Raw genomic sequence first — 25,328 nt, 5'->3', positions numbered from 1 at the left:
TTTTTTCTTAGAGTATTTGTGCCTTTATCATTCTATGGTCTGTTTTGGATTGTTTTGTTTTTAAAGGGTGGTTTGCGTGAGGGATGGCAGTGGCATCCTTTTGCTGAATGGCTATAGCTTTTTTTTGTGAGGGTTTCTTTAGCAAAAGATAGAACGGACAGCCCGACCCGAAGGGGCACGCCCATAGGGTTATTGAGAAACTATTTTTTTTCAGAAAGACAATAGTCTTTTTATATCTACTGTTAATATTCTTTGTGATGACTAGGTAAACTTGATTGCTTTTACGGGCGAAATTTTAGTGACTACATAGGAAGGAATAAGCATTACTATAAGACAAATTAAAATGGTTCCTATATTTAGGGAAATAATATCAACCCAATTAATATCTACAGGTGCGGTAGTAACATAATAATTTTCTGGATTGAGTTTTACTATTCCAAATTTTTGTTGAATGAATAGTAGCCCCACTCCTATAATATTACCCCACAATAGCCCTTGAATAATTAGGTGGACTGCGTTATATAGGAATATTTTTCTAATAGTCCAATTATCGGCTCCAACTGATTTTAAGATTCCTATCATTTGTGTTCTTTCTAGAATTAAAACTAACAAAGCAACGATCATGTTAATTGTGGCGACAATGATCATTATAATTAGTATAACCACTATATTGAAATCGAATAATTTAAGCCATTCAAAGATGTAATAATATTTTTGTGCAATAGTTTGCGTATCTAATGCTTTGGTAGGATCTTCTTTATTTATGGTATTATTGTAGACTTCGACCCCTTTTTCCTGAATTTGATCAAAATTATTCAAGAAAACTTCAAATGCTCCTACTTGTGTGTTTTTCCATTTATTGATTCGTTGTATATGACGAATATCTCCTAAAACATACACTGCATCAAATTCTTGAAATCCTGAGTTGTAAATTCCAACTATTTTAAATGCTCGAAGGTTGGGCAACTTCCCTTCTTTTTCTTTCATAAAAAAGGTATTGCATTTATCTCCTACTTTTAACAAAAGACGGTTTGCTAAATATTCAGAAATAATAATTTCATTGTTTAGCTTAGATTTCACGTTGGGTAATTTTCCTTCTACTAAGTACTCTTTAATATTTTCCCAATCATATTCTTTTCCTACTCCTTTGAAAACGATTCCTTCAAAAGATTGTTCTGTTCGAACAATGCCTGCCTTACTAGCTACTGCTTGTATATGTTTAATCCCTTCGACAGAATTAAACTTAGGATAAAAATCTTGGTTGGTTGATACGGGGTCAACACTTACTTGTGATTGATTGTCATCAAAATTAGAAATTACTATATGCCCATTAAAAGCGGATACTTTTTGGCGTATTTTATTTTGCAAACCAACTCCTGTTGCCACGGAAACAATCATCATTATCAAGCCAATTGCAATAGCTGCTATTGCAATTTTTATTATTGGGGCAGAAATATTACTTTTACGTTCTTTAGTACGTATTAATCGATCAGCGATAAAAAACTCTAAATTCAATTGATGATGATTTATAATTTGGTTTTCAAAAATACATTTTTATTATTGCTTTTTACAATAATTACTTATGGAAATTACAAGAAAAGTATTCAGCTTTCAGATGACAGTATATGGATGGTAAATAGTAAGTACCAAAAGAAAGAATCCTTTCTTTTGAAAGAAGGAGGAGTTTTAACTGGTGCTGACAATAGCTCTATCTATTTACCTTTACTAAAAGACAAAAGAGTTGGTATTGTAACGAATCAAACGGGTATTTTACATGACGGAACTCATCTCGTTGACTTTTTAATAGATCACAAGATTAGTATACAAAAAATATATGCTCCTGAACATGGCTTTCGAGGTACTGCTGATGCAGGAGAACTCATTAAAGATGGTAAGGATTATAAAACGGGATTACCAATTATTTCTCTTTATGGAAATAATAAAAAGCCTAAATCCGAGCAATTAGATGGAATTGAAGTTATGGTTTTTGATCTACAAGATGTAGGTGTTCGTTTTTATACCTATATTTCTTCGCTACATTATGTTATGGAAGCTTGTGCTGAAAACAATATTCCTTTATTGGTTTTAGACAGACCTAACCCTAATGGTAATATAATAGATGGTCCTGTATTAGAAACTGAATTTAAGAATTTTGTTGGAATGCACCCTGTGCCTGTTTTGTATGGAATGACTATAGGAGAATATGCTAATATGATTAATGGGGAAAAATGGCTTAAAAACGGAATTGAATGTAAACTTAAAATCATTTCGTGTAAAAACTATAAACGGGGGATGTTTTATGATTTGCCTGTAAATCCATCTCCTAATTTACCTAATCATCAGGCCATTAATCTATATGCTTCTTTATGTTTTTTTGAAGGGACGAATGTGAGTGTAGGACGTGGCACTGAGAAACAATTTCAAATTTATGGGTCTCCTTATTTAACAGAAAACGATTTTACGTTTACTCCTTTACCCAATTTAGGAGCAAAAGACCCTCTTTGGAACGGGAAAGTTTGTTATGGTCAAGATTTAAGCAGGATAGAAAAGGTAAAACAACTTGAACTTAAATGGGTCATAAAGGCGTATAAAGAAAATTCTCAAACTATGAATCCTTTTTTTAATAGTTTTTTCACAAAATTAGCTGGAACTAAAAAACTCCAACAACAGATAGAAAGGGGTGTTTCTGAGAAAGAAATCCGAAAATCTTGGAAAAAAGATTTATTAAAGTTCAAACACATTAGGTTGAAATATTTAAATATGGAGTATTAATATATTTTTTAAAAAGCCCTTTTTAAAATTTCAAAAAGGGCTTTTCATTTTTTGGATATATGTAAAGTTCTACCCAAATAATCTTCTTAAAAAACCTCTACTTTCTTCCTCTGTCATTGTCTTTTCTTCAAAGTTAGAGTTAGTGTACTTATCTATTATATGCCTAATATACTCTACATACGTTTTCCCTTCTTTTTCTAAAAATCCGTTTAAATAATTTTCTCCTCCATCTGCTCCATAAAATTCTTCTAACTTTTTGATTCTGTTATATAAGGGTTCTATTTCTTTTTTTATCAAATCTTCAGGAACTGCAACTCTTCTTGCTTGATATCCTTTATTTCCGTCTACGATATCGAAATCTGTTAAAACCCAATAATATTCGCCTGATTTCGCCATATTTTTTACAATTCCATAAAAGTTTTCCCCTCTTTTAAGGTTGTCCCATAACACCTTGAAAATAGCCTTAGGCATATCAGGATGCCTAATTACGTTATGAGGTTGTTTTAATAATTCTTTTTCGGTATATCCCGAAACGTCTAAAAAAACATCATTTACAGAAACTATGCTTCCGTATTGATCTGTTCTACTAACAATTGTTCTTGATTTATTCCAATTAACTTCTCTATCAACAGGAACAGGCTTTGCATTATTCAACATTAACATTTTTTTAAAAAAACAGTCAAATTTTAAAAAAATAAGAAACAAAAAACATGATAAATATCATATTTATAAAAAAAATGATAAATAAAAAACAATTTCGCAAATAATTTCTTACATTTTAATTTATCTATTTTTTCAATAAATAACAAAATATAATTTATTTAAACGCTTCTTGTTTTGTATTTTCTATTAAACCGAATTTTATAAATAATTTATAGAATATTTAGAATGGTAATTTTTTTTTCATTTCTTCTACTATATTGTAAGCCGCAGGACATATTGCAACGTTTTTTAGAGTTAGATTGGCTATCTGTTGGAATTTTTTTCGATCAGTATGAGGAAATTCGCGACAGGCTTTAGGTCGCGCTTCGTATATCATACAATAATTTTCGGTATCTAAGAAAGTGCAAGGTAAACTTTGTAATACGTAATCATTATCTTCATCGATTCGGAGATATTGCTCAATAAATTGCTGCGGCTTTAATCGAAAGTGTTTTGCGATTCTCTCGATATCTGCTGTAGTAAATAAAGGACCTGTAGTTTTACAACAATTAGCACATTTTAAACAGTCCGTTTTTCTAAATTCAATATCGTGTAGTTCTTGCATTACATAATCTAGATTCTTTGGGGGTTTCTTTTTTAGTTTATCGAAATACTTTTTGTTTTCATTATTCTTATCTTTGGCAAGCTTACTGAGTTGGTTTAATTGTGGTTTCAAGTTTCGAATTTCAAGTTAAACCGCAAAGTTAAAGAACTTAAAACGTTAAACCTGAAACTTTATATAAAATGCTTGATTTATTTGGCAAAGCTCTATTAGACTACCAAACAAACAATACCCCTGAATCTATTATTACTGAAACCAATATATCTGAAGAGGATGAAATGGAGGTTTCTTATCTATTTAGACCATTTGAAGAAATGCCGAAATTAGAACAGAAAGCGCTTAAATTAAGCAAAGGAAAAGTATTAGATGTAGGTTGCGGGGCAGGCAGTCATAGTTTATATTTGCAAGAAAAGGGTTTAGAGGTAAAATCTCTAGATATTTCTAAAAATGCAATAGAAACTTGTAGACTAAGAGGTCTTGAAGATACCATTAATGAAAGTCTGATTGATTTTCATACAGAAGATAAGTTTGATACGATTTTACTTTTAATGAATGGTACTGGTATTTTTGGTACGCTAAAAGAAACTAGTAAATACCTTCAGAAATTAAAAAACTTGTTAAGTGAGAACGGACAAATTATTATTGATTCTTCAGATATCATCTATATGTTTGATCAGGATGAAGATGGAGCTTATGAAATTCCTGCTAATGGATATTATGGGGAATTAATTTTTACTATACATTATAAGGGAGAAACGGAAGAGTCTTTTCCTTGGCTTTATATGGATTACAACACATTGCAAAATGCTTGCCATGCGAATGGACTAATATGCGAATTAATTGAAGAAGGGGCTCATTTTGATTATTTGGCAAGGATTACAAAATAATTTTTTTATAATCCTAAACCTTATTATTTAATAGTTCTTTCCTAAAACAATTAAGAGAACATAATGGTTTTAGGAAAGATTACGCATTAGAATTTTATCACGGATAAAATGACTTTGAATGTCAAAAAAAATCATTTATCCTCAATGTAGCAAAACTACATCTACTGGAAAAAATTTCCGTTCATTTTATTTTCTTTGCTCTTTCATTTTTATCCCAGATTACGCATTAGACTTCGTTATGAAATCTAATGCGTAATCTGGGTTTATTGGAAAGTCCAGTGTATAATCTTAGGAAACAGACAGTTTCCACCTATTATAAGGTATAAAAAAAACTGCTTTCGCAGTTTTTTTTATACCTTAATAGTTACAGATAAAGTAAATAAGACTCGTACAGGCTTTCCATCCTGATCCCCTGGAGTCCATTTAGGTGATGTTTGAAGGACTCTTGTTATTTCCTGTGCTGTTCCGTATCCTAAATCATTAATTACTTTAATATCTGAAATACTTCCATTTGTTTCAATTACAAAGGTTACTTGAAGAACACCTCCAGTAAAATTTTCATCACTTGGTGGTGAAAAGTTTTTGCCTACAAACTTCATCAATTCATTATTTCCTCCTGGAAAAACGGGTTGATTTTCAACAGTATCAAATGGTATAGCAGTGGATTTGGCCACAGCATTTGAAGAAGATTGAGCCAGTGTTATTTGGCTAAACCATAAAACAACAAATAAGAATAATTTCTTCATAGTAACAGTTTTTGGGATTAATATTTCGTTACACCTATTCCAAACTTTTTATTTATATCAAAAAGTCTTTTGAAATTTTCCTGTAATAACAAAAAAGCAAGAAAACCTTTCCGTAAACAAAAGTATAATTGTTTTATTAAAATCCCAAATACTAATTAATTTTATATAAAAATATTTAAGGAATATTTAAATATTTATGTGTTTGTAATGAAATTTTCCATTTTGGATTTTTCATTACATAATCTATTATAAGGGGTAAAACTTCGTCTTTTTTACTCCATTCTGGTTGTAAATATAATTTAGCATTAGGATTGGTCTTTAATGCTTGTTCTTCCGCAAATAAAAAATCATGTTTGTTGTAGATTATTATTTTAAGTTCATGAGCTTTATTGTAAGCTTCTTGAACAGGTAGTTTTGTTTTTTTAGGTGATAAACAAAACCAATCCCATTCGCCTGTAACGGGATAGGCTCCTGAGGTTTCAATATGTACGCGGAGTCCTGCTTTTTTTAGTTTTGTCGTTAAGGGCTCCATATTCCAGGTTAGAGGTTCCCCTCCAGTAACAACAACTGTATTGGCCTGTTTTTTTGCGTTTTCAACTATTATTGAAGTTTGTGTTGGAGGATGTAATTCTGCATTCCAGCTTTCTTTCACATCACACCAATGGCAGCCTACATCGCAACCGCCAATTCTAACAAAATAGGCAGCGGTACCTGTATAAGCTCCTTCACCTTGTATTGTATAAAATTCTTCCATTAGAGGAAGCATATCTCCTTTATTTACAGCCAACTGTATTTCTTTACTCAACATAATTATTTCCTAAAAGGGGGTTGCAAATATACATAAAATTAACACCTTATCCGTAATAAATAAAAAACCGACAACTCTATAAATTGTCGGTTTTTATAATTTATTAAATAACAATTATTTAGCAATGCTGTTTTTAACATTAATAGCATCTGCATCTGCTGGATCTAATGCCAATGATTTAGCAATATATTCATTAGCCTTTACTTTATCTGTTTTAGCATAAAAACGAGCTATTTCATTGTAGGATTCAATTAATTTAGCTTTGTTTTTTTCTACCGTATCTCCGCCTTTGTTTAATACTACTTTGGCAAACTCATCATAACTACTAATCATTTGATTTTTAGCGTTTGGATCTGCTAATAAAGCATTTACACGTGCTCTGTATATGTGGGCATCTTGAGTAGTTGGCGATTTAGCAATTACAGCGGCAAATGCTTTATCTGCTTTTTGCAATTGAATCATATCATACGCTTTTGCTCCTTCTGCAACATTATGGAAATATAATGAATATCCTAAAAAGAAGTTATCATATAAATAATTTTTAGAAGCTGTATTATTAATAGCTACTTCGTATATCCCTGAAGCATATTTATATAATTTTCTATCAAAATAAATCTTTCCAATTTCATTTAATCTTTCGGACATTGCTTTATCAAGCTCTACTGCTTTACTTAAATTTTGTAATGCTTGTGTGTATAAAACATCATCAACAACTGGTTTCGTTCCTTCTGTAGTAACGGGAATTGCTTTTTTTAGCTGAGCCATTCCTAGGTATAAATAATCAATTGCTATTAATCTACTTGATGGGTTTTCTGTGAATTTTGTCAAAGCATCAACCGCTGAATCAATATTCCCATTTTCGTAGGCTGAATATCCAAGATAGCGAAATATTCTAGGATTGACCTTATCCATTTTGGCCATTTCGTTGGCTTCTTTTTCTAAGGCTTTATAATCTTTAGCTATTACAAGAAAATCTGCGTGACGCATACGAGAAGCTAATGAATAGTCTGTTAAACTCATATATTTCTCATAGTATTCTAACGATTTATCTGTATATTCTTTAAATTTAGCTTTATCGTTTTGTTGTAGTGCCCATCCAAAATAGATTTCTGCTAGTTCTCTATAAGCTGGACCATACGATGTATTAATACCTAGTACTTCATCTATAGCTGCTTTTGCTTCATTAAAAGCTTTAGCTCCTTTTAGCAGAACACCTAATTGCATTTTAGCTCTCAACAAGCTATTATCTGCCTCGTATGCTCCACGGTATGCTGCATAGGCTTCATTTTGACTTCTTAACCCATAATATGCGTCTCCTAAAGCTAGTAAGGTTTGCGCATCATTCATATTAATGGCTTTCGCTTTGTTTAGCACTTCGATAGCTTTTGCATAATTGGGGTTTATTGAATTAGTATAGGCTTTGCCTATATAAACAAACTGTTCTAATTCTTTTTTCTTCATGTTGGCCGTAGCTTGATCAAAGTTAAATTGAGCTGCTTGAGTATTAGCATTATCTAGGTCTATTTGACCTAAACCTATATAATTTAACACGCCTCCTTCTTTTTTTGTTAAAGCTGATTGAAAAAGAGTTTTAGCTGAATCTTGGTATGTTTGACGTAAATAGACATTTCCTAATAGGAAAGCTGCCTTTCCATTTTCTGGGTTTGACTTAACGACCGCTTTTAATATTGATTTTGCTTTTTCATATTGTTCAGCATCAATTGCTTTTTTAGCAGTTTCTATATCTTGAGCAAAAACTCCTGCACTCATTGCAAAAAAAGCAGTACTGAAAAACTTTATTTTATTCATTTCTTTACAATTAATTATTTTCTACTTTTTCTTCTACTTCCTTACGGATTATTATATTTCTACTAGGCATTCTAACAGGAGCCAACCCAGACTTTAATACTATTCGTTGTCCCAACTCTCCTGCTATAAATGAAGCAAATCCCATGCCTAAACCAGTAGTTCCTTGATAATTTATCATTTTTATTTTTCTACTGTAAGGATAGCTACCAGAAGCTAATAAATCTTGACTTGGAATAACAAATGTACCATTCTTAGTTTTTAATTCCAAGACCTTAACCCTTTCTACTATTTTTTGAAAATCGGGCATTGGTTGTGTAATCCAGTTTATCCCCACAACACCTATAGCATCTGGGTTTTTAGCCACGAAGGCAATTACTTCATTATTAGTTGAAAACGAAAAGACATTATTTTTAGGAAAATTTTTCACTTTAGCAAGATCCATTAGATACCTAAGTGTACTTGAATTGGCGTTGTCAAAAACTAACCTTTTTATATTAGATGGTTTCCCTTTTAAAAGATTAACTAATTCAATTTCTTCTATTTTAAAGTTAACATTCGAAGAATGTCCGATAAAAGCAATACCATCTATAGCAAAATCGGTTATTTTTCCTTTAATTTTTTTCTTAGAAAAATTTTTTATTTCGCTGGAATTTAATTCACGTGTTAAAATTGCCAAATTATTTTTCCCTTCTGACAAGAGTTTTATTATCTCTCGTTCTGGTTTGGGTATTAATTGAATTTTAGCTTGGTATTGGTTTTCAAAAATCATCTGATGATCTTCTACTAAAGGGTAAACTGTTTGATCCACCAATATAGTAGCCGTACCCGTTAATATAGTTTCCTTTTCATTGGTATTCCCAAAATAGCAACTAACAAAAAAAACAGCGGTAAGCAGTAAGCCAACAACTAAATATTTTAATTTCATAGGAATAAATTTTATTTATTACAATTTACGGACGATATCTTTTTAAATCATTTTGTATTTCTAAATACAGCTATTTTAACCCTTTGTATTTTAGAATTAACATTAGGCAATATAGATAAAAAAATAAAGTTATTTTTCTTACCCTCCTTTTTTATTATTGTAACAATGTATTATTTCTTTTGAGATAATTTTAACGAAATAAAATTTTAGATAAAATTACTTTTTAAAATAGCGTATAAAACGAAAAAAAGCATAAATAATAATAGCTATTCCTAGAGTTATACGATACCCTGTCGATAAAGGAAGGCGTTCTATTAAGTGATCCCAAAACAACACCATTAATCCCATACCTAAATAAATACAAAAAAACAGCATGCCTAAAACAAGAAGAAATCGCTCTTGGAGCGATTTCTTCTCTTGCTTATTTGAATATTTCATATTCATCTATTCAGCTCTAATATCTAGTAAGATTGGCAAACTATATCTTACACGGATTTTTTTACCGTTTTGCTCACCAGGTCTCCATTTAGGAGCGCTCTTTAGCATACGAATAGCCTCAGCACCTGTTCCATATCCTAAGTCTCTTACTACTTTTATATCTGTTAAGCTTCCATCTTTTTCTACTACGAATTCGACAAAAACTCTTCCTTTTAAGTCAGTATCGACCTCTGGAGTACGATAATTACGTTGTACATACTTCATAAAACCTTCATTACCTCCTGGAAATTCGGGTTGTGCTTCAATACCTGCAGAACTATATACTTGATTATCTTCTTCTACTACTTTTACAACTTCATCATTATTACCAGTTGGAGCGTCAATCTGAACTTGTGCATCTTTATCCCCTTTTTGGTCTTTTTCAGCAATGTTTTTGTCTTTTAACTCCTCAATGGTTTTAATTTCTTCTGTTACCTTTTTAGCTTCTACAACCTTAGGTTCTACGAATTTTACTTCGTCTACCTTTGGTTTAGGGGGTTCTGGCTTTTTTTCAGGTGGTGGTGGTGGTGGTGTATTTTCTTTTGGTTTAGTCATATCCACCAACACTACTTTTTCATCTAAAGTAGTATCATCCTCACCTTTTGGGATCATGCTTATAAGCAACGGAGAAGCTACTGCTAACGCAAAGAATGAGCCTCCGATGATTAATGCTCTCAATGATGTTTTAGGATTTTCTTTACGTAACTCATAAGCACCATACTTTTTGTTACGCCCTTCAAAAACTAACTCTAACCATTGCGATTTATACAAATCTAATTTCATACTTCAATTATTAGAATTTAGTTAATTACTTTTTTAATATAGCCTTCTCTTGCGGTGTAATATCCACTACAGCATAAGTTGGTACTTTACATATTGCCATTTCATCTAGGATATCTACCATATTTCTATAGTTTGCTTTTTTATCCATTTTGATGATTACAATCAACCCTTTTTCTGGGTCATTGTATTTTGCTGGAACTGACTGTACTTTTTTAGCAATTTCTTGACGAATACCTGCTTTTCCGTAAGTAGCTTCTTTAGGGCCTTCAAAAGGGGCATCTACTCTGCCATAGTACCATTTAATTTTATTGTTTTCACCTAATAAAACTGTCATTGTACGATCATCGGCTACTTCAATATTGTCCTTTTTTTCTTCAGGCTTATCATTTTTATCCGGCATTCCCAAGTTCATAGACTGAGGTTTAGACAATGACGTAGTCAACATGAAGAACGTAATCAATAAGAAAGCTAAGTCCACCATGGCTGTTAAATCCACCTTTGCATTGGATTTTTTACTTCTTACCTTACCACCTTCTTTTTTGCCACCTCCACCGGAGTCGTTTAATTCTGCCATTTCTTTTTCTTATATTATATTAGAAATCACTACTACGTAAACCAGTCACAAGATTAAAACTATTTACATCTTGTTTCTGTAATACATCCATTACTCTTTTGATAGCTGGGTACTCTAATTTAGCATCTCCTTTGATTGCAAATTTGAGGTCCTCATTTCTCAACTCAGCACTAGCTGAACGAGCATTAAATATCCATCTAGCCAACTCATCTTTCTTTTCATCTATAGAGTCCATTGGAATACCAGGTTGCAAACCTTCTTTGTTTCTGTCAGAGCTTGACATAGCAATGATTTGTTTTAAATTACCCATTGGTACTCCGAAACCATCTATTAAAGAAAAACGTTGTTTTTCTGCATCAGTAAAGTTCATTCCGTATTCTTGTCCCATTAATTCTAATGATCTTAAACGGATTTCACGGTCTTTCATACCGATGAATACTTTACCTTTACCTACCGTTAACGTTACTAAGCCAGTTTCAGGTAATTTAGTTTGCACCGTTGAATTAGGTGTATCTACCTGTAAGGGTTCTGGTTGTTTAGCTGTAGCAGTAAGTATAAAGAACGTAAGCAATAGGAAGGCTACGTCACACATTGCTGTCATGTCGATTGCTCCTGCTGATTTACGTGATTTTCCTTTTGCCATAATTATATTTTATCTTTAATTATGTCCTTAAATTATTTTAAAGAACCTTTAAATCTTCTGTAAGTGTTAACGATAGTGTTAGCAGCTTCATCAATTGAATATGTTAATGTATCAATTTTAGAAGTAAAATAGTTGTAAGTTACAATTGCTAAAGCAGAAGTAGAGATACCCGTAGCTGTATTGATAAGAGCTTCAGAGATACCTACTGCTAAAGCGGCTTGGTCAGGAGTACCTGAAGTAGCTAATGCACTGAACGCTTTGATCATACCTGATACAGTTCCTAATAATCCTCCTAAAGTACCTAAAGCAACCATAGTAGAGATAATTGTCATATTTTTTTCTAACATTGGCATTTCTAAAGCAGTAACTTCTTCAATTTCTTTATGAATAGTTTCTGTAGCTTCTTCAGAAGTAAATCCTTCTGCTTTCACTTGATTATATTTTACCAAACCTGCTTTGATTGCATTAGCAACAGAACCTTGTTGTTTGTCACAAGTTTCAATAGCACCGTTAATATCCCCTTGGTTTACACTAGCTTGTATGTTTTTCATGAAAATATCTAAATTTCCTTTACCCGCAGCTTTAGAGATAACCATTAAGCGCTCAAAAGAAAAAACAACTACCATTAATAGCATTCCTAATAATACTGGTACTATAAATCCTCCTTTATAAACTGTTCCTAAAAAGTTGTGAGGGTGACCTGTTTCTGAATTACCTCCTTCAAAGTTTCCAGAAGCTCCCATTATAAATTTCCACACAAAAACACCTACTGCGATACATGCAAGAATAATGATTCCTGAATATGAAGCACCACCTTTAGATTTCTCTTCTTTTTTTACATTAACGTTGTTTGCCATTTCTTTAAAATTTAAATTTTTCTAATTGATTAATTAAATCTCGTATTATTTTTGAGTAATAATGGAGGCAAATTTAATTTTTTAGCTGATATAAAAAAACTTTTTTTACTTTTATGAAGTAACACCATCTCTGATCCCCTCAAGCAAAACCGTTAAATAATAATAATTATTCACCAAACAAGCATTAAAAAACTATTTTTTAAACAATAATCAGCAAAATCATCTATTTTTTGAATATTTTTTAAAAATTAAACTTTATACTAAAAAATCAAAAAAAACACTTATTTCTTACTAAACGAAGACAAAAAACGATTTAAATAAGTCTATTTCATATAAAAAAAAGAATATATTGCACCCTATTAATCGCTGAATTATGAATATTTTAGAACATTTTAAAGAAGATATTATAAATGGTTACCAATGTAAAGGAAATCATATTACTCTTGGAGGATCTATTTTAGATAAAGAGGCCTACCCTATCCCTGTTACTATTCCTCTAAAAACACTCAATAGACATGGTTTAATTGCTGGCGCGACGGGCACTGGGAAAACAAAAACGATACAATTATTATCTGAACAATTATCACAAAAAGGGATTCCTGTTTTGATGATGGATATAAAGGGAGATTTTTCTGGAATTGCAAAAAAGGGTGAGCTAAAGGATTTTATTAAAGATCGTCATGAAAAAGTAAATATTCCTTTTGAAGCCAAGGCTTTTCCTGTAGAATTGTTAACTTTATCTAGACAAGAAGGGGTACGATTACGAGCTACCGTTTCTGAATTTGGTCCTGTTTTGTTTTCTAGAATTTTGGATTTGAATGAAACTCAGGCGGGAGTTATTTCTGTTATTTTTAAATATTGTGATGATACGAAAATGCCTTTATTAGACCTAAAGGACATTAAAAAAGTTATGAATTTCATTACAGAAGAAGGTAAAGACGAAATTTCAAAAGAATATGGAAAGATCTCTACTGCTACAACAGGCACTATTCTTCGTAAAATTATAGCGTTAGAACAACAAGGTGCTGATATTTTCTTTGGTGAAAAGTCTTTTGAAGTTGATGATTTAATGCGTGTTAATGAAGAAGGCTTTGGGTATATTAATATTGTTCGTTTAAACGACATTCAGGATAAACCTAAACTTTTCTCTACATTTATGATGAATCTTTTAGCTGAAATTTACAATAGTATGCCTGAGAAAGGTGATGTTGAGCAACCTGAATTAGTGGTTTTTATAGATGAAGCACATCTCATATTTAATGAAGCGAGCAAAACTTTATTGGATCAGATAGAAACCATCATCAAACTAATTAGATCAAAAGGCATTGGTGTGTATTTCATTACGCAAAATCCTACTGATATTCCTAAAGGTGTATTGGCACAATTAGGACTAAAAATTCAACATGCGTTAAGGGCTTTTACTGCTAATGATCGGCAAGCCATCAAACAAACCGCTGAAAATTATCCTGAATCTAAATATTATCGAACAGATGAAATCATTACTTCGTTAGGAATAGGTGAAGCACTTGTAACGGCTTTAAATGAAAAGGGTATTCCGACTCCTTTAGTTGCTTGTATGTTGCGTGCCCCTGAAAGCCGAATGGATGTATTGAGTAATGAAGAAATTGAAGAAATTAACTCAAAATCAAAATTAGTTAAAAAGTATTCGGAAGAAATTGACCGAGAAAGTGCTTATGAAATTTTATCAAAAAAACTAGAAAGTATTTCCGAAGAAGTAGCAGAAACTGACGGTGATTCAAAAAAAGGTCAGGATTCAACTATGGGGGAAACAATTGCTAAATCCGTTTTAAAAGTAGTAACAAGCGCCACTTTTATTCGTGGTGCTTTTAATGTTTTAATGAAAGTTTTAAAAAAATGATCTTTCTAAATTAAAACTACATTACAACTTTAAACCCAGATTAAGCATTAGATTTTTATTACAGATAAAATGACTTTGAATCTAAAAAAGTACTCTTTTTTCCCCTCAACGTAGCAAAACTAAAACTGTAGGGAAAAATTTCCGTCCCTTTTCCTTTTTCATCTTCATCACAAAGGCTAACACATAATCTGGGTTTTATTAAAGAAAATGCATGAGGGACATCATAGCTTTTTAGCTAGTAATAACTCCGGAATTTCTATAGCAAATATGGTAGCTCCTCCAGGGTGGAGTGAACCTTTTCAAAAACCTGAATTCGAAGAATATACTTATATTATTTCTGGTAAAAAGCAATTTATCATTGAGGATGAAACCTTTGTATTGGAAGCAGAAGAATCGACTAAAACTAACACACACACGAGTACAATACGCTAATCCTTTTGAAGAACCTTGTGAATAGATTGCTATTTAAAAAACTGATTTTCAATAAATAACGCACATAGGAAAAAATTGTCTAAAAAATAAACTTTTGTATTTTACGTTTGTTCAATTTCACCAAACTAATTGTGTATTAAACTGTGTTTCTTTGGATCGTCTAGGGAAGAAATCCATAGTATTGATCATGGGATTTCTTCCTAATTAAAAGAGATCTTTCTTTATGCTTTTTTATATTAATATGATTTTGAATTCAGTAGTGTTATGATCTTTTTTTCTACTTCGGGGGAGTTCCATCGGGTATCAATATTTGGTATGCTCATTACTTCATCCATAATAGCGTTTTGATAATCTCCTATAGCTAGTGCTTCTGAGTAAGGTTGTGTACTAAAGGTTACACGACTGTATAATGGCAACCATTTTTCAGGATGTTTATCAGAGAACCATTTTTCTATTTTTTTTTGAAGTAAAAATTTTTCATCCGCTGTTTTACTACTCATTTCTACGAAATTTCTTCTAGAAAGTTCAGCTATAGCATCTGCATTAGGTTTTCGTGATTTTTCATACTCTTTAAAAATCTTTTCCCAATCGTCCCCATACAACGCCATCTTTTCTGCCAAGACTGTAATATCTTCAAAACCAGCATTCATACCGTGTCCATAAAAAGGAACTATAGCATGAGCCGAATCCCCTACTAAGGCTACTTTATCAGTATGAGTCCATGGAAAACATTTCATAATTACTAAATAACTTGTAGGATTTTTAAAGAAATCATGAATTAAATCAGGAATAACATCTTTTGTATCAGGAAAATACTTTGCAAAAAAATCAACTAATTGTTTTTCTTCTTTTAAAGAGTCAAAAGAATTAGCTCCTTCAAAGGGCATAAATAAGGTACATGTAAAACTTCCATCTAGATTCGCTAAGGCCATTAGCATAAATTGTCCTCTAGGCCATATATGCAATGAATTTTTATCTATTTTGTGAGTTCCATCAGGATTTGCGGGTATGTGTAGTTCTTTGTATCCTATTTTCATAAATTCCTGAGAATAGTCAAACATACTCTGACGTTGCATACGATGACGAATTCGAGAAAAAGCACCATCCGCTCCAAAGACTTTGTCATATTTTAATTCTTGCCATGTACTTCTTTCGTCTTCTCCTATGTATAAAGTGGCATCTGTTAAATTAACATCCCAAATCTTGTGTTCAAACTTAAATTCTACTCCTGCTTCTTCCGCTAGGTCAATCATTTTTCGATTCAATACGGATCGAGATAATGAAAAAATAGCTTCTCCATCTTTACCATAGTATTGATAATTGAGTTTTCCATCTTGCATGTGAATTGCTCTTTTATCTACTGGGATCCCTATCTTTTTTATAGCATGATCTAAACCTACTTCTTCTAGAGCTTTCCATCCTCTATCAGACATTACCAGATTGATAGATCGTCCTGAAAATTCAACGGTACGCATATCTGGACTTCGGTCAAAAACATGTACCGTATGTCCGTTTCGTTTTAAGTAGATTGCTAATAAGGTTCCTACTAAACCCGAACCAATTATAGCAATTTTTTGAGGAGTCTGCATTTATTTTTTTATAAAAGGGTTTACAAATTTATAGTATTCGGACAGAAATCACGAACGTTTTTTTATATTATTTTTTGAACACTAACTTCGTTGATTTAGATTTTATTTCTTTTTTATTAAGTAACATTTTTCTAAACTGCCCATTGATATACATTTGAGCTTGATCCTTGTAATGCTTACTCATGGGATTTCCTGATTGTCCTGTGGGTAGAATACTTAATGAATTTTCTATATCTGCAAAATCAATAATTCTTCTGGTGGATGGTCCTGCTGAAATATCATAATGATCTTCATCTGTGTAATAGAACATTACATTATTAATAACTTCATTGCTACCTGATGCTTGAAAAAGACCTACATTAAAGAATGGACGAAATAAGGCTAGACTTCCTATAGGGTGTTTGTATTCTACTTGGTGTACTTTCCCCCATTGCCAATCAGAAATTGTAGGACCTAATTGATTTATTAAATTATCTAAGGCCTTTTTAAATGACTTTGTCAAAATATCTTTTCGAGATTCTTTTTTATGGGTCGTTGTAATATCATCCCACCAAATAGATTCTTCTACACGACTTTGATTATCTATACATTGTTTAACTATATGTGTTTTTAAAAATTGTTTAAATCCTAATTCCCCCATTTCATCTTGATAGGTGGCTTTTAAATAAAAATAAATCCATTTGTTATAGATGGTAGGGGCCACATCTGAGGTAGTATTTGCTCCTTTCCATTTTTGTAAAATAGACAGTGCTTCTTTTTCTTTTATTGTAAGTTGGCTTTTATCAATCCATTGTATGAAATTATGTGCAACTGTAGCACTTACATCTGAAGTGTGATCATTGAGCATTTTAGAAAAGTCTTCTTTAGACCATTTGCTTTTTGATTCTAAGAGATGAACAATTCTTTTAGCTCTATCTTCGGGTAAATAATACCCTGGATAAGGGTAACCATCAATTTCATGTGCCATATTATTAGCTGAATAGATATAATTCCAAGAGGGATTAATTGCCCTTGGATTTTTATTAAAATCTAAAAATTCTAATTGATCATCAATACCATTACTCCCCTCTAAAATGTAGTTAGGATTTACTCCTTTTTTCAGCTTATATAATTTACCTGATGTTTGCCATGCAAAATTATTTTGTGCATCCCCATACATAATATTCAACCCTGGAGCTGTTATATAGGACACCCCTTTGCGAAAGTCTTCTAAATTTTTAGCATGACTCAAGGAATGCAGTGCATCTAAAATTTTATTCTCTTTTTGTGTGTATATCCAATAGAAAGAAACGGGCTGTGATGGATTGAAATCTTTTAACACCTCATTTAGTACGACTCCGTGATGTGTCTCTTTTAAATTTAAAACAACCGTTGCACTATCTTTTATATTTATTTTTTCTTTACGGGTTGAAAATTCTTTATATCCATTAGTTGTTTTATATTGTTTGGGATTTAATGGATTGATGGTTTCTTGATAGAAATCTGCATCATCATTTTCAAACATGGTCAATCCATAAGCGTATTGACGATTATGCCCTAGCAAGGGAAAAGGTACCCCTGCTAAAAAGTAACCATACATTTCATATTCTGGAGAATGGATATGAGCTTCGTACCATGTCCCTGGTTGCGAATAACTAATATGCGGATCATTAGCAAAAAGTACTTTTCCTGATACTGATTTTTCAGGTCCTACGACCCAGGAATTACTCCCTATAAAAGGGGGAAAAGGAGAATTATCTATTAAATCAGCTACTGCTTTAGATGCTTTTAGATAAGTGTCTACTTGATTATTCGTACTTTTAATCTTGGTTGAATTATATGACAGATCCAAACCTAATTCTTTCATATACTCAGTACCTAATTTATTTTTTAAATCGGTCATTAAAGGGTCTGTCCGTTGTGCACAGGCAAAACTAAAAGCCATATACCCTATTGTATTATACACATCACGAAGTGTGAAAGGTTTTTTTTCTATACCTAATAAAGTAAATTCTACAGGAGTACTTCCTTTTTTTAAATATTGATTGACTCCATCTAGATAAGCCATCGCCATTTTATAGGGTTTGCTTTTTGTATCTAATTTAGCAATGGCTTGTTGCGAATTTTGATCAATTCCTAAAGCTAAAAATAGTTTATCATTATCTAGAGCTTTTGCACCAAATAGTTCGGATAATTTACCAGGTGCAATCCTTCTTAACAACTCCATTTGCCACAAACGTTCTTGTGCGTGTACATAACCTAAAACGGTTAGGGCGTCTTTTTCGTTAGCTGCATAAATATGAGGTATTCCATATTCATCAAAAAAAACATCTGTTTCTTTACTAATATTTTCAATAGTCAATTCCCCTTCATATTTGGGTTTTGTGCTATATAAATAAGCATAAATTGACACTCCCAACACTAAAATTACTCCTAATAAGGCTATCAGTATTTTTTTTACTAATTTCATCCGTGTAAATTTTTATTTATTAGGGATTATTCCCTACCCCTTTTTTCACCCCAGATTATGCATTATAAATTTATTACAGATAAAAACGTTTTTTGAATCTAAAAAAGTGTTCATTCTTTTTGTTCTCAATTCAATGTGGTAAAACTACAGCTACGGTGAAAATTTCGGTGCCTTTTTACCTTCTTTATCCTTTTCATCTTCATCACAAAATCTAACGCATAATCTGGAGTTAATTCTTGTCTTTTTTTATACCAAGAGATTATAGATCCTTTTGTGGTTATAATGATATTATCAAAGATAAAAAAAGACGAGCAAACTTGCTCGTCTTAGTGAAAAATTGATTTTTATTATTTTCTAGGAAAAACAATACGGTTTCCTGTTTTCATTCCGTTGTTTTTAGCTAATACACCACACAAATGAAATAACATACGTGCTCCTACGTTACCATCCCAGTCATCTTCTCCAGGGGCTACTTCTACTAGATCAAAACCTATAATTTCTTTTCCGCTTTCTGCTAGTTTGTTGAACAGATACGTTGCTTGCTCAAAAGAAAATCCACCAGGAACGGGTGTTCCTGTGTTAGGACAATACCACGGATACATTCCGTCTACATCAAATGAAATACAAACTTTTTGCGGTAATGAAGCTATAATAGCACTACATTGTTGTGCCCAAGTTACCCCTTCAAATGTTTCTTCTTTTAAATCGGCATCTGTATGCACTAAAACACGACCGTTTGATTTATGAACAATTTCTACTTCTTGTTCACAAAAATCACGGATACCAACTTGTACAATTTTAGAAATTTGCGGGATTTGTAAAGCGTTATACATGATAGAGGCATGCGAATAAGTAAAACCTTCGTAAGCGATTCGTAAATCCATGTGTGCATCTAAATGTAAAATACCGTATTCTTCATATTTAGAGGCAAGTGCTTCATAGTAGCCAAGTGGAGTAGAATGATCGCCTCCTAAAAGTACTACTTTTTTTCCTTTAGCCATCCAGAAAAGTACTTTTTCTTTTACTTCTGTATGCAATTCTCGACAGGCTTTATTTATCTTATCCAAATCCGATTGTAAGGCAGGAAAGGTTTCTATATCTTCACCTGCTTCTAAAGCCTCAATTATGGGTTGTGCTAATGATTTATATTTATCAGAATTAGATTTCCAATGCTTAGGTGCATCATCCATATAAATACCTAATTTCCAAAGTTCAGGAAAGTCTTGGTGATTTAAATCTACTTGAAAAGAGGCATCCATAACGGCATCAGGTCCTTCGGAGGCACCTGCTCCATAACTTACGGTTACTTCCCAAGGCACAGGAATTACTATAATCTCGGAATCTTCTGATGAAAAAGGTAAACCAAAAATGGTAGCATCTGCTAATCCTGGTTGCGATGGATCAAAATTGGCTATAATTTGTTGTTTTGTCATATTTTTTAGATTGAAATACGAAAGATTAAAGAATAGAAAAAATAAAGCTTTTCGTTTTAATTATTTCATACGTTTTAAAAGTCCTTTTGTTATTTTTCTTAATCTGTTAACAAAGGTAATAATTCTTCTTTTAAATATCATCTTGATGTGATAAACAAAGAGAAATGTTCAATAGGTATGCGGATTTATTATTTTTTTCTTTTAACCGTTTTTTGTTTATACAGTTTATTTTGTTGGATTAAATTATTTTTTTATAAATTTTTTAGTTCCATTTGTTCCTTGAAACTTTACAAAATAAACGCCTTTATTTAATGATGATATGTCTACTGAGTTTTCATTAGATAACATTTCTTTGCTTATGATTTTTTGTCCTAAAATGTTAAATATTTCCATTTTTTTGTTTATTAATTCTTCTCCACTAAGTGTAATGGTGTTATTTGCTGGATTAGGAGAAATACTAAATTCAAGTTTAACAAATTGATCATTAGATAAACTACTTTCAACTGTTAAATTAAATGTCTTATTTATTGCTGCCATTCCATTTGAAGGGGAAACTGCCGTAATAGTAATTATATGATTTCCTGGAGCTACGTTTGTGTTGGGTAAAGGATTTTGTGTTAAAACAGCATCGCAACCAGCAACTATTGCATTGCATTGTAATCTATAATCAGGTAACACAAAAACATTTCCTCCTCCTGTCTGCTCTTTTTTATTGGCTGGTACATTTAATGTAAATGGTACATTTCTTAGTCCATAACCTGTATTATTGAAGATTCTTGTTATAGTATCAATATCAGAACATGGGTAATTCATATTTATTGCGGCTTGACGAAATGCGTTAGCAGCTTGTACTTGACCTGATGCAGAATTTGTTAAAGCTAGTCCTTCCAAAAAAGCAGTATCTGTTTTTTTTCTTCCAATTACATCATAAATTTTCATCAATGCTGTAGCCCAAATTTGACCATCTGTATGAATAGCTCCTTTTAATCCTTGAGGATATTTTTCAGGATAATTTGTTGTTCTTCCTTCCCAATATTCGTTATGTCCGTCCCAATTAAATAAAAAATGATATTCTTGATCTGTTGGTAACCATTGATTTAAGCTTCTACTATATGATTGTGCCCAATAATCGCCACATCCTTCTCCAAGACCTTCAACGAATGAACTACGTCCTCCTGTAATCCAATGATGTATCCCGTGTCCTAACTCATGTAAAACAATGTCTGCATCTTCTCCTCCATCTATTTCGTTTATTCCTAGAGCTATCTTCTCAGAAGATTCTAAATAATGGGAAGTATCTCCATGAGGATCAAAAATAACTAATCCATTATTTTTTCTTGGCACACAGACAATTCCTAAAGTATTTCGTATATATCTTAAGTTTTTATCTATATGATAGAAGGCATTAACAGCTTCAAACCCTTCTTGATCACGTGTGAAATTAAAAAAATTAGATTTTTGTTCGAAAAATCCATTTTTGGGTTGTTCAAAATCTCCAATATCACAATAAGAACTTTTTAGTCTATAATTACCAGAAGCAAAACTTATTTCTGGTAATTCAACGTTAACTCTTGCATTATTTAAACTTTCATTTGTATTATCTCCATTATCTATATAATCTCCTACTCCATAGGTATTTCTACCAACTGAAAGGGGATCAGGATTAAACACCATGGCTCTTCCGCTTCTAAAAGCGTATGGTATTTTAGATTCATTTATTTTTTTAGTGTTTGGGGTCTCTTTTTTATGGTGATAAACCGCTACATCTTTTAAACTTATGATTTCCCCTGTATGAGCATCAACAAATATTTCCCAATCTCCTGGTTTATCATCGTATTGGAGGTTAATTTTATAAGCTAATCTAGTGGGCTTCGTAAGATTATAAACAAAAAGTTTAGATTCTTCAAAATGTAAAATTCCTTTAGCTTCTAGGGTTTTCTTTGCTTTTTTTAAAGCTGTTTCTGTATCTAGAGTTGGGGTTACATTAATTTTTTCTACTGTAGCGTCATAACTATTTGTTGAAAAGGCTATTTTTTCGTCGTTATCAAAGTTTACTACATATTCCGCTCCAAATACAGGGATTCCTTTTAATTCTTGCTGAAAACGTAGGGTTTCTCCTGATTTTCCTTTTCTTACATTTTTTAATTTAAATTCTTCTCGCGTTTTCCGCTCATTACTATTGGCTTTACCATGAATAAAGTCTAATGCTATTCTTTCTTTGTTTGTAGTTTGTGCGTTTAAAAATACACTACTGAACATCAATAACATTATGGAATACAATTCTTTCCTCATATATAATCATTTTTTATCGAAAATAACAATCCTTAAGGATCGTTTATGACGACCTATTGTTTTAAAAATTGGATTAAAATTTCACCGAATCTGTACATATCTTCGTAAGAGCAATAAAAAGGCACTGGTGCTAAACGGATTACATTCGGTTCGCGCCAATCGGTAATTACTCCATTAGCCATTAAATAATCAAAAAGAGTTCTCCCTTGCCCATGTAAATATACAGACAGTTGACACGCTCTTTCCTCTTGATTCCTTGGCGTAATTATTTCAAATTGGGTTCCTGATATTTCTTGATCAATTTCACGAAGGATAAATTCTAAATAGGCTGTTAACTGGTTGCGTTTTTTTATTAATTTTTCCATCCCCACTTCGGCAAACATTTGAACTGAAGCTAAATAGGGTGCTAACGACAATACAGGCAAATTACTTACTTGCCAACCATCTGCTCCAAGAATGGGATCAAAATCGGGTTCCATTTTAAATCTTCTTTCTTTATTGTGTCCCCACCAACCTCCAAAACGAGGCAGATTGGTATGATGGTGTTTTTCATGTACAAAACATCCAGAAGCATTTCCTGGTCCTGAATTCATATATTTATAAGAACACCAAGCTGCAAAATCTACATTCCATTCGTTAAGTTTTAATTCTACATTTCCAGCGGCATGGGCTAAATCAAAACCTACTTTAGCCCCTACCTTATGCCCAGCTTTTGTGATGGCTTGCATATCAAAAACTTGTCCTGTGTAGTAATTAACCCCTCCCCATAAAACTAATGCTAACTCGTTTTCTAGTTCATTTATTTTTTCTATGATATCCTCTAATCGAATTGTATGTTCTCCTTCTCGACGTTTGATTTCTACTAGGGCCTCTTTAGGATCAAAACCATGAAATTTTATTTGGCTTTGCAGCATATATTGGTCTGAAGGGAATGCTTTTTCTTCGCAAATAATTTTGTACCGTTTTTGAGTAGGTTGATAAAAAGACACCATTAACAGATGCAAGTTTACTGTTAAGGTATTCATAACGGTTACTTCACTAGGTTTTGCTCCCACTATTTTGCTTAAGGGTTCTGCAAAACGTTCTTGATAATCCCACCAAGGTTTTTCTGCATAAAAGTGCCCTTCAACTGCTAAACTAGCCCAGTCGTTCATTATATCATCTACGTATTTTTTTGCTCTTTTAGGTTGTAAGCCTAGTGAATTTCCTGTAAAGTAAATCACATCTTTTTCGTTGTGTTGTGGAAATATAAATTCAGAACGATAGTTTTTTAATTCATCCTGTATATCTAATTGTTGTGCGAAGGCAAGTGTGTTTTGAAAAGTCATTTCTTTCAGTTTCAGCCTGTAAATATAGGGAAAGTAAGTAGAACAAAAAAAGCCACTTGTTTAAACAAGTGGCTTTTTAACATTTTTTATGATACTATTACTTTCCTGAATACAACTTAGACTTTAATGATTTAGCGATACCTTCATTTAATTCTGAGAAAAATTTATACCCTGTTTTTGTCTCTAAATCAGAAACTTTAACAATATATTTTTTCCAATCTTTATCTATATTTTGATTATTAGGAACCTCAATAGCTATTACTTCTGTAGTAGCACTAATTCTTTTTAAATCATCTGTACCTTCATCTAGTAATAGAGCTACTTTCCAAGTACTTGCAGGAACGCATATTTTTCCATTAGCTAAAAAAGTGGTTATTCCTCCTTTTTTACCTGTCCCTCCTTGACCATATACCCCAGCTACTATATATACTTCTTTCTTATCATTACGTACAAACTGTCTTAAACGCTCTTCAAAACCACCCCAAGTTTGTTGGTTATTTTTAGGCGATTGAGGCACCATATTTGTCATTAAGAACGTTTCTGAATTTGCTTGAAAGGTATTTGTTCTATCTGCTGAAGGACACATGTGACCACGATCGAAACCACTATCTTTATAATGATTAGGAGATACTAAAAAGAAATTAGAGGAAGACAATGTGTTATCTGATCTAAAATCATTTGCACGATCCGCTGTTCCAAAATTTCTATAATCTAAATGCCAGCTTACCCAATTAGCTGTCCCTTTTTTATTATTATACGAAATAACATAATTGTTTTTTGATGCTAAATAGTTGTTTACATCCTCTTGATTTGCATTGGATGGGTTTCCTAATAATAGATCTCCATTATCTGTGCTAGATGCTTTTTGAATTTTACGTAAATTTTCTGCTTTTAAAATTTCTGTGTTTGAGCTAAGCTCCTCTTCGCGAGAACAAAACACTAATGTTTGACACGCTAAAATAAGACAGGTTAGTCTTTTAAGGTTTTTCATTTTTTATTGTTTTTTTAAAATTCGCGCAAAGGTATTTCTTATAAACTGATCCAATGTTAAGTTAATGTTATGAAACAAAATAATCATAAATAAAAAATCACAAGATATTCTTAAAATTTTCAAAGCTTTACCAAAAGGTATTCTTGAATTTATATTCTGTCATTATACTGCCTTTTGATCTATAAATTAATATTCTTTACAAATATAATTTTACATCTAAAAGGGTGGTATATTCAATGTTATTATGGTAGTTTATTATCTATAAAAGTTCTATATTTTATAAATCCTTTAAAAGAGGCTTTGTTTTTTAAACAAGCTTAAAATTATTATTTACTTATTCTTAAAATGAAGTTACTTTTATTTAATACCTTTTAAACTTAAAATATACTG

The 25,328-nt window shown here is 32.0% G+C and carries 22 protein-coding genes; 4 read left to right on the top strand and 18 right to left on the bottom strand.

Annotation, left to right across the window (positions count from 1 at the left end; genetic code table 11):
- Positions 1–261: 261 nt before the first annotated feature.
- Positions 262–1,515, bottom strand: coding sequence for an ABC transporter permease (locus B0A78_RS04445; RefSeq protein WP_065213729.1), 1,254 nt, complete (start codon positions 1,513–1,515; stop codon positions 262–264).
- A 6-nt stretch (positions 1,516–1,521) separates the two neighbouring features.
- Here B0A78_RS04445 and B0A78_RS04440 point away from each other — a divergent pair, with 6 nt between their 5' ends.
- Positions 1,522–2,772 (top strand): exo-beta-N-acetylmuramidase NamZ family protein, encoded by a 1,251-nt coding sequence (locus tag B0A78_RS04440; RefSeq protein WP_065213730.1) that lies wholly within the window; start codon positions 1,522–1,524, stop codon positions 2,770–2,772.
- A 69-nt stretch (positions 2,773–2,841) separates the two neighbouring features.
- Here the strand turns inward: B0A78_RS04440 and B0A78_RS04435 are convergent, their stop codons facing one another.
- Both B0A78_RS04435 and B0A78_RS04430 read right to left on the bottom strand, forming a co-directional pair.
- The gene (locus B0A78_RS04435) at positions 2,842–3,435 is read right to left on the bottom strand and encodes a PAS domain-containing protein (RefSeq protein ID WP_065213731.1); all 594 of its coding nucleotides are present in this window, start codon (positions 3,433–3,435) and stop codon (positions 2,842–2,844) included.
- 220 nt (positions 3,436–3,655) lie between these two features.
- Positions 3,656–4,150 carry a YkgJ family cysteine cluster protein gene (locus B0A78_RS04430; RefSeq protein ID WP_014164828.1) on the bottom strand — a complete coding sequence of 165 codons (495 nt, stop codon included), beginning with the start codon at positions 4,148–4,150 and terminating at the stop codon, positions 3,656–3,658.
- Between the two features lie 68 nt (positions 4,151–4,218).
- Between B0A78_RS04430 and B0A78_RS04425 the strand changes: the two genes are divergently transcribed.
- Complete coding sequence (locus B0A78_RS04425) at positions 4,219–4,923, top strand: class I SAM-dependent methyltransferase (RefSeq protein ID WP_014164827.1); 705 nt, start codon at positions 4,219–4,221, stop codon at positions 4,921–4,923.
- A 350-nt stretch (positions 4,924–5,273) separates the two neighbouring features.
- On the opposite strand, the gene B0A78_RS04420 is transcribed toward B0A78_RS04425, so the two are convergent.
- The 9 genes from B0A78_RS04420 to B0A78_RS04380 form a co-directional block, all read right to left on the bottom strand.
- On the bottom strand, positions 5,274–5,669 hold the full coding sequence (locus B0A78_RS04420) for an energy transducer TonB (protein ID WP_014164826.1): 396 nt from the start codon (positions 5,667–5,669) through the stop codon (positions 5,274–5,276).
- A 175-nt stretch (positions 5,670–5,844) separates the two neighbouring features.
- The gene (locus B0A78_RS04415; RefSeq protein ID WP_014164825.1) at positions 5,845–6,477 is read right to left on the bottom strand and encodes a 7-carboxy-7-deazaguanine synthase QueE; all 633 of its coding nucleotides are present in this window, start codon (positions 6,475–6,477) and stop codon (positions 5,845–5,847) included.
- Positions 6,478–6,591: 114 nt separating this feature from the next.
- A complete protein-coding gene (locus tag B0A78_RS04410) occupies positions 6,592–8,286 on the bottom strand; it encodes a tetratricopeptide repeat protein (RefSeq protein WP_065213732.1) in 1,695 nt (564 codons plus the stop codon).
- A 10-nt stretch (positions 8,287–8,296) separates the two neighbouring features.
- On the bottom strand, positions 8,297–9,211 hold the full coding sequence (locus B0A78_RS04405; protein WP_065213733.1) for a PstS family phosphate ABC transporter substrate-binding protein: 915 nt from the start codon (positions 9,209–9,211) through the stop codon (positions 8,297–8,299).
- Between the two features lie 216 nt (positions 9,212–9,427).
- Positions 9,428–9,649: a hypothetical protein gene (locus B0A78_RS04400; RefSeq protein ID WP_307725308.1), complete on the bottom strand. Its 222-nt coding sequence runs from the start codon at positions 9,647–9,649 to the stop codon at positions 9,428–9,430.
- Between the two features lie 6 nt (positions 9,650–9,655).
- Entirely contained in the window at positions 9,656–10,471 is an 816-nt protein-coding gene (locus B0A78_RS04395; RefSeq protein ID WP_014164821.1) for an energy transducer TonB, read from the bottom strand.
- 25 nt (positions 10,472–10,496) lie between these two features.
- Positions 10,497–11,045, bottom strand: coding sequence for an ExbD/TolR family protein (locus tag B0A78_RS04390; protein WP_014164820.1), 549 nt, complete (start codon positions 11,043–11,045; stop codon positions 10,497–10,499).
- Between the two features lie 19 nt (positions 11,046–11,064).
- Positions 11,065–11,688 carry an ExbD/TolR family protein gene (locus tag B0A78_RS04385; protein WP_014164819.1) on the bottom strand — a complete coding sequence of 208 codons (624 nt, stop codon included), beginning with the start codon at positions 11,686–11,688 and terminating at the stop codon, positions 11,065–11,067.
- A 32-nt stretch (positions 11,689–11,720) separates the two neighbouring features.
- Positions 11,721–12,545: a MotA/TolQ/ExbB proton channel family protein gene (locus B0A78_RS04380; protein WP_014164818.1), complete on the bottom strand. Its 825-nt coding sequence runs from the start codon at positions 12,543–12,545 to the stop codon at positions 11,721–11,723.
- Between the two features lie 373 nt (positions 12,546–12,918).
- Between B0A78_RS04380 and B0A78_RS04375 the strand changes: the two genes are divergently transcribed.
- Both B0A78_RS04375 and B0A78_RS04370 read left to right on the top strand, forming a co-directional pair.
- Positions 12,919–14,424 (top strand): helicase HerA-like domain-containing protein, encoded by a 1,506-nt coding sequence (locus tag B0A78_RS04375; protein WP_014164817.1) that lies wholly within the window; start codon positions 12,919–12,921, stop codon positions 14,422–14,424.
- 207 nt (positions 14,425–14,631) lie between these two features.
- Entirely contained in the window at positions 14,632–14,856 is a 225-nt protein-coding gene (locus B0A78_RS04370) for a cupin domain-containing protein (RefSeq protein ID WP_014164816.1), read from the top strand.
- A gap of 236 nt (positions 14,857–15,092) precedes the next feature.
- Here the strand turns inward: B0A78_RS04370 and B0A78_RS04365 are convergent, their stop codons facing one another.
- From B0A78_RS04365 to B0A78_RS04340, 6 genes are all read right to left on the bottom strand, one after another.
- Complete coding sequence (locus tag B0A78_RS04365; protein WP_014164815.1) at positions 15,093–16,445, bottom strand: FAD-dependent oxidoreductase; 1,353 nt, start codon at positions 16,443–16,445, stop codon at positions 15,093–15,095.
- A gap of 67 nt (positions 16,446–16,512) precedes the next feature.
- The gene (locus B0A78_RS04360) at positions 16,513–18,894 is read right to left on the bottom strand and encodes a penicillin acylase family protein (RefSeq protein ID WP_014164814.1); all 2,382 of its coding nucleotides are present in this window, start codon (positions 18,892–18,894) and stop codon (positions 16,513–16,515) included.
- 347 nt (positions 18,895–19,241) lie between these two features.
- Complete coding sequence (locus B0A78_RS04355) at positions 19,242–20,327, bottom strand: agmatinase family protein (RefSeq protein WP_065213735.1); 1,086 nt, start codon at positions 20,325–20,327, stop codon at positions 19,242–19,244.
- Between the two features lie 243 nt (positions 20,328–20,570).
- Positions 20,571–22,619 (bottom strand): T9SS type A sorting domain-containing protein, encoded by a 2,049-nt coding sequence (locus tag B0A78_RS04350; protein ID WP_065213736.1) that lies wholly within the window; start codon positions 22,617–22,619, stop codon positions 20,571–20,573.
- Positions 22,620–22,672: 53 nt separating this feature from the next.
- The gene (gene kynU / locus B0A78_RS04345) at positions 22,673–23,947 is read right to left on the bottom strand and encodes a kynureninase (RefSeq protein ID WP_014164811.1); all 1,275 of its coding nucleotides are present in this window, start codon (positions 23,945–23,947) and stop codon (positions 22,673–22,675) included.
- A 97-nt stretch (positions 23,948–24,044) separates the two neighbouring features.
- On the bottom strand, positions 24,045–24,938 hold the full coding sequence (locus tag B0A78_RS04340) for a DNA/RNA non-specific endonuclease (protein WP_065213737.1): 894 nt from the start codon (positions 24,936–24,938) through the stop codon (positions 24,045–24,047).
- Positions 24,939–25,328 lie beyond the last annotated feature (390 nt).

The sequence above is a fragment of the Flavobacterium columnare NBRC 100251 = ATCC 23463 genome, from assembly GCF_002530675.1.
Classification (GTDB): domain Bacteria; phylum Bacteroidota; class Bacteroidia; order Flavobacteriales; family Flavobacteriaceae; genus Flavobacterium; species Flavobacterium columnare.
Note: the sequence above shows the minus strand (reverse complement) of the source record. Positions and strands in the feature narration are given on the sequence as shown.

Bases quoted from the DNA above. Each gene is read 5' to 3' on its own strand.
- B0A78_RS04440 (WP_065213730.1), top strand. From the start codon at position 1,522: ATGATTTATAATTTGGTTTTCAAAAATACATTTTTATTATTGCTTTTT.
- B0A78_RS04435 (WP_065213731.1), bottom strand. From the start codon at position 3,435: ATGTTAATGTTGAATAATGCAAAGCCTGTTCCTGTTGATAGAGAAGTT.
- B0A78_RS04425 (WP_014164827.1), top strand. From the start codon at position 4,219: ATGCTTGATTTATTTGGCAAAGCTCTATTAGACTACCAAACAAACAAT.
- B0A78_RS04420 (WP_014164826.1), bottom strand. From the start codon at position 5,669: ATGAAGAAATTATTCTTATTTGTTGTTTTATGGTTTAGCCAAATAACA.
- B0A78_RS04415 (WP_014164825.1), bottom strand. From the start codon at position 6,477: ATGTTGAGTAAAGAAATACAGTTGGCTGTAAATAAAGGAGATATGCTT.
- B0A78_RS04410 (WP_065213732.1), bottom strand. From the start codon at position 8,286: ATGAATAAAATAAAGTTTTTCAGTACTGCTTTTTTTGCAATGAGTGCA.
- B0A78_RS04405 (WP_065213733.1), bottom strand. From the start codon at position 9,211: ATGAAATTAAAATATTTAGTTGTTGGCTTACTGCTTACCGCTGTTTTT.
- B0A78_RS04400 (WP_307725308.1), bottom strand. From the start codon at position 9,649: ATGAAATATTCAAATAAGCAAGAGAAGAAATCGCTCCAAGAGCGATTT.
- B0A78_RS04395 (WP_014164821.1), bottom strand. From the start codon at position 10,471: ATGAAATTAGATTTGTATAAATCGCAATGGTTAGAGTTAGTTTTTGAA.
- B0A78_RS04390 (WP_014164820.1), bottom strand. From the start codon at position 11,045: ATGGCAGAATTAAACGACTCCGGTGGAGGTGGCAAAAAAGAAGGTGGT.
- B0A78_RS04385 (WP_014164819.1), bottom strand. From the start codon at position 11,688: ATGGCAAAAGGAAAATCACGTAAATCAGCAGGAGCAATCGACATGACA.
- B0A78_RS04380 (WP_014164818.1), bottom strand. From the start codon at position 12,545: ATGGCAAACAACGTTAATGTAAAAAAAGAAGAGAAATCTAAAGGTGGT.
- B0A78_RS04375 (WP_014164817.1), top strand. From the start codon at position 12,919: ATGAATATTTTAGAACATTTTAAAGAAGATATTATAAATGGTTACCAA.
- B0A78_RS04370 (WP_014164816.1), top strand. From the start codon at position 14,632: ATGCATGAGGGACATCATAGCTTTTTAGCTAGTAATAACTCCGGAATT.
- B0A78_RS04365 (WP_014164815.1), bottom strand. From the start codon at position 16,445: ATGCAGACTCCTCAAAAAATTGCTATAATTGGTTCGGGTTTAGTAGGA.
- B0A78_RS04360 (WP_014164814.1), bottom strand. From the start codon at position 18,894: ATGAAATTAGTAAAAAAAATACTGATAGCCTTATTAGGAGTAATTTTA.
- B0A78_RS04355 (WP_065213735.1), bottom strand. From the start codon at position 20,327: ATGACAAAACAACAAATTATAGCCAATTTTGATCCATCGCAACCAGGA.
- B0A78_RS04350 (WP_065213736.1), bottom strand. From the start codon at position 22,619: ATGAGGAAAGAATTGTATTCCATAATGTTATTGATGTTCAGTAGTGTA.
- kynU (WP_014164811.1), bottom strand. From the start codon at position 23,947: ATGACTTTTCAAAACACACTTGCCTTCGCACAACAATTAGATATACAG.
- B0A78_RS04340 (WP_065213737.1), bottom strand. From the start codon at position 24,938: ATGAAAAACCTTAAAAGACTAACCTGTCTTATTTTAGCGTGTCAAACA.